This window comes from uncultured Marinobacter sp. (assembly GCF_963974375.1).
Lineage (GTDB): Bacteria > Pseudomonadota > Gammaproteobacteria > Pseudomonadales > Oleiphilaceae > Marinobacter.
In genome coordinates this window covers 1-8177 of the sequence record NZ_CAXBDN010000204.1, presented here as the reverse complement: position 1 = coordinate 8177, position 8177 = coordinate 1, and the positions used below count along the sequence as shown (strand labels likewise).

Annotated in this window: 5 protein-coding genes and 1 pseudogene; all 6 read right to left on the bottom strand. The window is 50.2% G+C overall.

Annotated elements, in window-relative coordinates:
• Positions 1 to 308 (bottom strand): annotated as a pseudogene (locus AAC035_RS15585) (hypothetical protein); the annotation flags it as partial.
• Between the two features lie 10 nt (positions 309 to 318).
• Positions 319 to 1644 (bottom strand): ISL3 family transposase, encoded by a 1326-nt coding sequence (locus AAC035_RS15580; protein WP_127059526.1) that lies wholly within the window; start codon positions 1642 to 1644, stop codon positions 319 to 321.
• Between the two features lie 3 nt (positions 1645 to 1647).
• Positions 1648 to 2958 (bottom strand): GIY-YIG nuclease family protein, encoded by a 1311-nt coding sequence (locus tag AAC035_RS15575; RefSeq protein ID WP_127059527.1) that lies wholly within the window; start codon positions 2956 to 2958, stop codon positions 1648 to 1650.
• Positions 2959 to 2970: 12 nt separating this feature from the next.
• Positions 2971 to 5037 (bottom strand): helicase-related protein, encoded by a 2067-nt coding sequence (locus tag AAC035_RS15570; protein ID WP_176304941.1) that lies wholly within the window; start codon positions 5035 to 5037, stop codon positions 2971 to 2973.
• Positions 5038 to 5039: 2 nt separating this feature from the next.
• The gene (locus AAC035_RS15565) at positions 5040 to 7748 is read right to left on the bottom strand and encodes a DNA methyltransferase (RefSeq protein WP_127059528.1); all 2709 of its coding nucleotides are present in this window, start codon (positions 7746 to 7748) and stop codon (positions 5040 to 5042) included.
• Between the two features lie 164 nt (positions 7749 to 7912).
• The coding region (locus tag AAC035_RS15560; protein WP_339805743.1) for a hypothetical protein at positions 7913 to 8177 on the bottom strand (265 nt) is incomplete at its 5' end.

Here is an 8177-nt window from a genome sequence, read left to right as displayed (position 1 = left end):
TGATCATGCGATCGCATAAAAGCGACCCTGTGTTTTCCCTCATGAGCAATGAATATCCCAAGTGGCTTGTACCAGACATATAAGGCGTTATCCCTTGAGCCAAAGTAGGTCGCGTAGCGCTCGATCCTATTCACCACCTCCTCTGGTGGCACGTTCTCAGGATGCCCTTTGATGCTTGCCCCAATAACATGTTTTGGATCTACAAAGGCTCGATAAGCCTGTCCATTCTGGTCTTCCCAGTTTAAAAGGGTATCCGGAATTGAGTGTGGGAACAGATGATTTTCTCTCTCCCTCAATTCCGGTATCAATGTAGAAACCTCAGGAAAAGTGGCCGCTTTCCAGCAAGTCGCAAAGCGTAGGGATGTGTGGACCGTACTCAATCGTTCTGGACACTTTCTCCAGACCAACAGACCTCGCCATAGTCTCTGGCTGAGAATTGCTTTTTGGCTTTCGCCCTCTCAACTTGGTTGTTGGTTTACGCGCTTGCTTCTCATAGATCAGTCGAGCACGCATGACCTCAAAGCTGTATCCGCGTCCCATCCGGTTAATATCCTTTGCCAGCCGATTCACAGACTCAGTATAGGCGTTTGTGACCTGGTGATCATAGAAGTTAAAAACCTCCCCCCACCAGTTCAATAACGCTGTGCGGGATGCCTCAAAGGCTGGCTCGATTGCAGGCGGAAGTGATCTCATCCATGCCCTCGCAAACTCCTGAGCCTCAGCCTTGTTGCGGCACGAGTAGATGTTATGGAAGTTCTCCTTCGCCTCATAAGCCATAGCCAGTTCTGGATGAAGATCGAACCAGGACTGCATTTTTTCGCGTTGCTCAGGCGAAAGGCTGCGCTCCCTCTCCAAAAGGATAAAGCGGTCGTCTTTCAGCTTCAGCCTCTGGCGAGTGTTAAGGCCTTTACGAATCTGCTTTCGCACGGCCTCCAGAGCCTCGTTGGCCATGCGGATGACATGCCAGCGATCCACCACAATATCGCGACCTGGTAGCTGCGCGTTCACGACATCCTTGTAGGTGCGCCACATATCCATCGTCACGACCTTTACCTTGTGCTTATCAGGCATAGCCTTGAAGTAAGTCATGAGGTCGGTTTTCCTGCGGTTGGGCAGCAGGTCATAGACAGCAAGCTCGTTCACGTTGGTGATCATGCACCGGTATTCGCCAATAATCTTCAGCTCATCAATCCCCAGAAACTCCGGCGTTTCAAACTTGATCTCTTTTCCAAGCCGGTGAACGTAGTCTTCAAAGATATTCTTGATCGTCTTTTCATCAATGCCCGCCTCGCGTGAAATCATTGCGAAGGTTTTCTTCATCGACTCCTGCTCAACGTATTTGATGAATCTGGTGGAGGCTTTTCGTTTCGGGTCGATGTCTGGCAGGTTTGAGAAAAAGGTCTTCCCACAACTTTTGCATCGGAAGCGAGCCCGGTCTACTCGAAGCAGTACGGGCTTACCGTGCATCGGAGTATCGATGTAGTGCTGTTGCTGGGTGCCATGCCTGTATGGCCCCTCGGCCTGGCAGTGGGGGCATCGTCCAGGTATACCCTGACCATCAACCTCGATGACGTAGTGATCGCCCTCATCAATCAAGTTGCTGGATTGGAGGGTATCCATGTTTAGCAGGTCAAACTGGCGCATCGTTCATACCTTCTTTTTCACCAATCGCCCGGTGGTATTGTCCATGCGGTACTGAACGATACTTCCATCAATGATTCGCTTCACCACTTCGCGGGCAGTATTCAACGGAACAGAGAACCACTCTCTCGGGTGATATTCTTTTCCGTCTCTCCCGGTGAGCGTCATCTTTATTCGCTGGGCGTGAAGGAACCCATGGATGAGGGTCTCAAACTTGTTCGGATTCAAGTTATAGCATTCTATAGACGCGAGCTTTTTGACCGGCGCTTCGAGGAATGCTGTGTCCCGTTCCGCATTTTTTGTCCGCTCATCCACGGTCAGCTCGGTATAACCAATTTTCAGTAGATTCGGGATTTCACGAAGTGCGGGCTTATCGCTCAACGTCGTGACGAAATAGATTTGGCCAGCCCGCTTATCCTTGTGATTCACATTGTTGAAGGCGTCGACTACGGACTCAGCATCACGGATGATCCTCCGTCCAGTGGGGTCCTGGTAAAGTCGTTTTGCCAGAGACCGGAGGAGATGATTGGACTCTGTTCCATTCTCGAAAATCAGCCGCAGCCTCGGGTCATATCGACCATCTCCATCCTCTCGGTACTCGCCAACTTCATCGATAAGGCACATGACACCTTCAAGTATGAAGGCATCACCCGGCTGAACTTGTGAGGCCTGCTGGAAGCGAGCTGCTTTAACGTCGCCAGTTTTCAGCTTCTCGTGCAGATCCCTGAATATTGGCTCAAACGCATAGAAGTCCTGGCAGACACGCCGTTGAGCGATCTCATCTGGCTCCTCTCGGCTTTTCTCGAATGAGACATGAACCGGGTCAAAGAGGGAGTCTTCTCCTTGATCAAACTCTGAGAATGCCTCGCTCGCAAAAATGTCATCAAGTGATGTGACGTTTTCCGCCTGATTCACGTCCGTCTTCGACGCTGGCCTGCTCGGTTCGGTCGGGGCGCGGGAGGGCATTCCCTCATCATGTGCGGTCGCCTCCTGATTCGAAACCAGTACGGGCTCGGGTAGCAGGTTATGACGGTCGTATGGCTTCAGAGCTGACAACAGATCTTCCTTCTCGGCGTAGCTCTTTAGTCTACGGGAGAGAAGCTTTTCTTGAAGGTCAGGACTGTCAGCCTGCGGAGCTTTCCCCTGCTGATCGACGAACGCGCTGATCTCTTCAAATCGAGACACCTCAAGAGGCGCACCCGAGCTTGATTTCTTGGCCCCGACATCAAGAAGCCCGAACTCATCCGGGCCAGCGAATATATCGTCCAATGAAGGCCGAGCCGAGGCTTTCCGCCTGTTGTGATTGATCGGTGGCATCCCAAATCCCCCTTACGACGTCTGAGCCTGCGCCTTACGCTCCTGAGCCTTTCTCTTGATATAGGCCAGCGCCTCCGCCAAACGGCGCTCATACGGCTCACTCGCCGTCACAGATGGCTCTCGGCCTTTCTCCTTTCGGAACTCATTGATTCGCGGCCAGAGGATAACGGCCTCTTCTTCAGACATCTGAGATCGCATGCCAACCACGGTATCCTGGATGGTCTTGAGCACCGATGGCGTCACGGATTTTGAGAGGATCTCATAGGCACCCTGGAAGGGGTTCACCTGTCGAATCAGATCGACATTCAGGTTTTCGATATTGACGAACTTGTTCCCGATAAGAACAAACTTGCGATTAGGTTTTGGCTCATCATTGCCTGCACCAGCGACGGGCTTCGACGGCTTATCTGTGCCCCCCTGATAATCCTGGGCATCTTCTTGAACCCCTTCAGGAGTCATGATCTGAGCGCCTTCAGGCAGGTCAGACTCATCGAACAGCCCTCCGGTGGACTGGATGGCCATGGAGGCGTGTACGGCTTCTGAGACAGTGCTTATCTCACTGTCATCCATATCTGGATAAAGCGTTTCCACGACCTTCGGAATTTCCACCTGCTCCATGACCTCTGGATCATCATCGCCCGTCACAGCTGGTGCAATGACTTCAGGCTTTTGAAGGATGGCGGCTTTGATGTTGTCCATGTTCTCCAGGGCCTTCATGACCTTGTCGGAGACAGGCGATGTGGTATCTTCGATGACCACAGTGCCAGGGTCGACTTCTTCGCCCGGCCGTATCCGAGACCTCGGCTTGAAGTTCACTGCGGGTGCCAAGACCTGTTCCATCAATAGCGAAACGGTGATGGCCTTGAGCATGTTGTTGACCGACGTTTTGACGTCGTCATCCTCTGCATCTGGCTGGGCAATCAGGTTGGTAAATTGGGCGTGTGTTTTGCCTTCTGAGTCGCGAGTAGCGCGGCCGATGATCTGGATGATTTCCGTGAGCGAGGAACGATAGCCAATGGTCAGAACATGCTCGCACCAAGGCCAGTCAAAGCCTTCCTTCGCCATACCCAGGGCAATGATGATATCCATGTCGTCGGCTTTCGACACATTCCTGAGGTAATTCTGAACCTCTATCCGGAGAGGGTTGTCATCAACCAGATCGGCAACCTTCAAAAGCCGGCCGGACTGGTCCTTCACGGTAATAATACCGGTCTTCATATCCTTCTCGACGACATCGCCGATAGCGTCGAGAATGTAATCGACCTCAGAATACTTGTCCTTCGTGGACTCGACCGCGTTGACGTTTGGAATATGGACAATCGTCTTCTTCGAGGTGTCCAGCACCTCATGCACAGCATCCAGGTACCGACCGGTGTAGAAGTGATAGCCGATGCCAAGTGACTTCAGATATCTGTAGCCATTGAGCTGTTCATAGTAGGAGTAGGTGACCTGCGTAAACTTCTCTTCGTCCTCTGGCAGGAGAATCGGAACGGCGTCACCCCGGAAGTACGATCCCGTCATAGCCACAATATGGGCATTCGAGCCCGCCATGACACCATCAATAAGCTCGCCAAGCCGGTTTTCGCCGTCCGCAGAGGTGTGGTGGAATTCGTCAATTGCCAGCAGGGTGTCGTTGAAGTCCGATGGAGCCAATTCCTTGTAAGCATACCGCAGTGTTGCATGGGTACAGATCAAAATATCTGCGTCCGGATCAGACATGAAGCGGATGAACGCTTTGACCTTGCGGTCCTCCCCGCCAGGTACGCAAAGGTTGTAGCTGGGCTGCACCTTCCAGTCGGCAAAGAAACCAGCGCTCGTGAGGTCAGTATCCTTGAACGAGCCACCGATGGACATTTCGGGCACGGCCACGATGACTTTGTTCAGTCCCTGGTGTTGCAGCTTGTCCAGTCCAAGGAACATGAGCGCCCGCGATTTACCGGACGCCGGAGGAGCCTTGAGAAGCAGGTATTGCGCATCGCGAGCGTCATACGCCCGGGCCTGCATTTCACGCATGCCCAATTCATTCAGATTCGAACTCTTGCCAGTTTGTTTGTACTGGACCGTCATCAGATCGGCCATGATCAATTACTCCCTTTGGCTGTTTTCTTGGCAGGCTTCTTTGCTTTTTCTTCAGCAATCAATTTTTCGTAACGGGCGAAGAGGTACTCCAAACGCTCGGTAGCGTCTTTGAATGGCTTGTCGCGGTAAAGGTTTTCAACGGCGCGATCCAGAGCTTTATGGGCTTCCCGCAATGGCTCTGGCATTGCTTTCGGGTCATAAAGTTGCGACAAGGATTTGTCAGGGTAGTCTTCGCGAAGAATAAGAATTGTTTCTGCTAAACTTTCAACATTATTCCTCTGATCACTGATTATATTCGGCCATGGGAATGTGTTGTAAACTAAAGTTGGTGAATACCGGTAACGGCTCTCCAAGCGTCCAGCAACAGCACGCATCCAGTCGTTGTGCATTTCGGATGTTAGGATTCCGAACTCGTAAAGCCCCCCATTATCGACAAAGAAGTTTGGTGCTATAGGTATTTTATTAGAACCCAATATGTCGATCGGTATATAATCCCTCCTCTCAGAAGACACTTGCGGCATAAAAACATAATTTCCGGGATTGTGCTGTTCTCGAAACAGGTGAGGTCTCTCAGCCTGCTTTTGGCTTCCCTTGTCACTGCTTGAAAGCCTTTTCACGCGAACGGATTCAACCCGCCTGGAGAGCTCTTCCGAGCTATTAATATCATCTTCAGTAGCATCAACTAGCCATAAGCAATATCTTCTCTTCCCGTTTAAGAATTCGGCTGCACCTACAATTTCGCGAATCCATTTCTCGATGCCGGGCTCTTTCTCCAGTAGAGAATCTTTCTCGCCTTCCGAGAAGATCAAGTAACCACCGTCATTCGTGTAGTTACCCATCACCATTTCTTTGTCATGATTTAAGCTGGATGACCTACCTTTTACTACCATATTGGGGCCATCAATTAGGTATGGCGATATATTTTTCGCAGATCTCTTAAATTCTCCTGAATAAATATGCTTAGACTCTCTGGATTTATGAGAAAATCCTAGTATAGCTACATGCACCCCCGCATTCTTTTTTGCATTGTTTGACCACTTAAATGTTGAGTGTGCAAAATTTAACTTAACACCTTCCTTTAACAACTGCCCCCAAACAAGGTTGGCTTGAACGCCTTGGAATATTGAATTAGTTGCGACAAATGCTGCTTCGCTATCGCTTGGATTTAAGCTCATATACCTAGACGCTTTGAAAAACCATCCGGCAACGAAATCAACTTTACCTGGGCTTTTTACCGGCTTTAATGTGTTCGAAAGATCCTTTGATTGCTCTTTGGTTCTAAATCTGTCACCTATAAAAGGAGGGTTTCCACACAAGTAGACCTCTCCGCCGGCTGGACAGATAGACGCCCAATCAATCTTCAATGCATTACCGCAAGCTATGTTCCCTGAATCTTTCAATGGAAGGGCCGCCTCGGAATAACCAAACTTAGCTTTGAACGCAACGTTCATCTGATGTTCTGCCAGCCATAGAGAAAGTATGGCAATTTCATGCGCAAAATCATCAATTTCGATGCCGTGAAACTGGGACAGCTTAATTCCTGAGTAATACATTTCAGTCTGATCCGACACCGTGTTCAGAGCGTCGATGATTTCCATTTCCAGCTTTCGCAACTCTTTGTAAGCAATGATCAGGAAATTTCCTGAGCCGCAGGCCGGATCAAAAATGCGCAAATTCTGGAGGCGCAGAAGTAGCTCCTTCAGTTTTCGTTCGTTCTTCCGACTCTTCTCAAGCTCTGTATAAAGTTTGTCGAGGAAGAGAGGCTGGATCACTTTCATGATGTTGGAGACAGAGGTGTAATGCTGCCCCAGGCTTCCCCGTTGTTCTTCGTCAATGACCGCCTGGAACATTGAGCCAAAAATGTCTGGATTGATCTCAGACCAGTCCATGCTCCCGCAATCAATCAAAAGTCGTCGAGCTTTTCTTCCAAATTCTGGAATGGGCTCATCCGCCTCAAAGAGGCCGCCATTGACGTAAGGGAACTCCTGGAAGTGAGCAGCCATAGATGCTCGCTCAGGAGCTTTATCATCCAGATTCAAGACAGTGAAGAGATCTGAGAAAAACTGATCTACGTCAGAGCCATCTTCCTGTGTCGTTGACTGAATGGCAGATGTCATCTGACCCTGAGCGAAGATGCCGGTGTCTTCGGCGTAAAAGCAGAACAAGAGGCGGGTAAGGAAAACGTTGAGAGCGTGAATGTCCTCAGGCTTCGAGAGGTCATTGCGCTCGCGGATCAAATCAAACAGCCGACCCATCTTCTCAGAGGCTTTAACGTCAGCTGGATGCTCTGAGTACATTACTGCCTTCTCGTATCCGGCCAGCGGGAGGAAGAAGGCATATTGCTTATCCAGCTCATCCATCGTAGTTTCAAGGCGCTCTTCTGCCTTGAGATCTAAGGCAACCAGGCTCTTAAAGTCAGTGACGATGACAAAGCGGATATCGTTCCGTGGCACGACCTCGCTTGCCTTGAGCGAGTCGGCTTCAGTATTCAAATCCGTCCCCTCTGGAACAGATCGGAAATAGAGCTTCTTCTTCAGCCCAATATCATCACCGCTGGCAACGTTTCGGCTATCGTCACCTTTGCGAAGGCGGGTTATGGTGCTCTTCGGAAATCCGTAAGCATCTAGGAAGGAGAAGATGAACTCATCCGGATTGAGGTTGGAGCAGGCCTGCTCCATGGATTCGATAATGCGTGCCTGACTAATCGCCATGTTTCCACTCCTGGCCAGTCGTTCGTCGAGCCTTCGACTATGTGCGAATTCTGACGACAGAATACACACTTAGTTCCGGTTTAGAAACTCAATGATACGACAGAGGCATCACACACGCAATTCCGGTTTACGGGTTCGGTGACACACTGTAGGCTGGAGTGGAATTACACACTGGATTCCGGATACCCGTTTAAAAAAGGTATCAGCACAGCTATTAATGAATCTGGGTGTAGTGCGCAGGTTCCTCGATCATTGTCCACTATGTCATTAAGCAACGGTTGCCCAATTGTCTTACGTGCGTATCTATCCAGCTCGACCTTAAAAGTAGCAAGCTCTTTAACTACGTCTTCATGACCAATTGAAACAGGTTGCTTGATGAGATTCAGTGGGGGATGGTCGGGTTCAGGCACTGCTGATGACTCCGTGTTG

Excerpts from the sequence above, each read along its gene's own strand:
- AAC035_RS15580 (WP_127059526.1), bottom strand. The coding sequence starts at position 1,644 with ATGCGCCAGTTTGACCTGCTAAACATGGATACCCTCCAATCCAGCAAC.
- AAC035_RS15575 (WP_127059527.1), bottom strand. The coding sequence starts at position 2,958 with ATGCCACCGATCAATCACAACAGGCGGAAAGCCTCGGCTCGGCCTTCA.
- AAC035_RS15570 (WP_176304941.1), bottom strand. The coding sequence starts at position 5,037 with ATGGCCGATCTGATGACGGTCCAGTACAAACAAACTGGCAAGAGTTCG.
- AAC035_RS15565 (WP_127059528.1), bottom strand. The coding sequence starts at position 7,748 with ATGGCGATTAGTCAGGCACGCATTATCGAATCCATGGAGCAGGCCTGC.